A 456-nucleotide genomic window follows, 5' to 3' on the forward strand; every position below is an offset into this window, starting at 1 on the left:
GATGTAGCCGTGTTCGTTCAAGTGGCTGTCGAGCGCGGCAGTGTAGATGGTTACATCAGGATGCGCGTCATTGACGGCTTTCACGCCTTCCGGAGCGGCAACCAATACCAATGCTTTGATGTTACGGCAACCTTTGGCTTTCAAAAGGTCGATGGTGGCAACCATAGAGCCGCCGGTCGCCAACATTGGGTCGATAATCAGAGCTGGACGTTCGTCCATGCTGTCAACAAATTTTTCAAAATAAGAAACTGGTTTCAAAGTTTCTTCATCGCGCTGCAAGCCGACAACGCTGATTTTGGCAGTTGGAATCAGGTCGAGTACGCCGTCGAGCATACCCAAACCGGCACGCAAAATCGGGACGACGGTCAGCGTTTTGCCTTTGATGCGGTCGCCTTCAATAGAGCCGCACCAGCCGTCAATAATGTATTTTTCAATTTCAAAATCACGGCTGGCCTC

The 456-nt window shown here is 50.9% G+C and carries 1 protein-coding gene; it reads right to left on the reverse strand.

From position 1 onward, the window contains the following. Nucleotides 1-456 (reverse strand): uracil phosphoribosyltransferase (gene upp, locus ACTHUM_RS19620; protein ID WP_440403956.1); only part of this gene is annotated, 456 nt, incomplete at both ends.

This window comes from Neisseria sp. P0021.S006 (assembly GCF_051956895.1).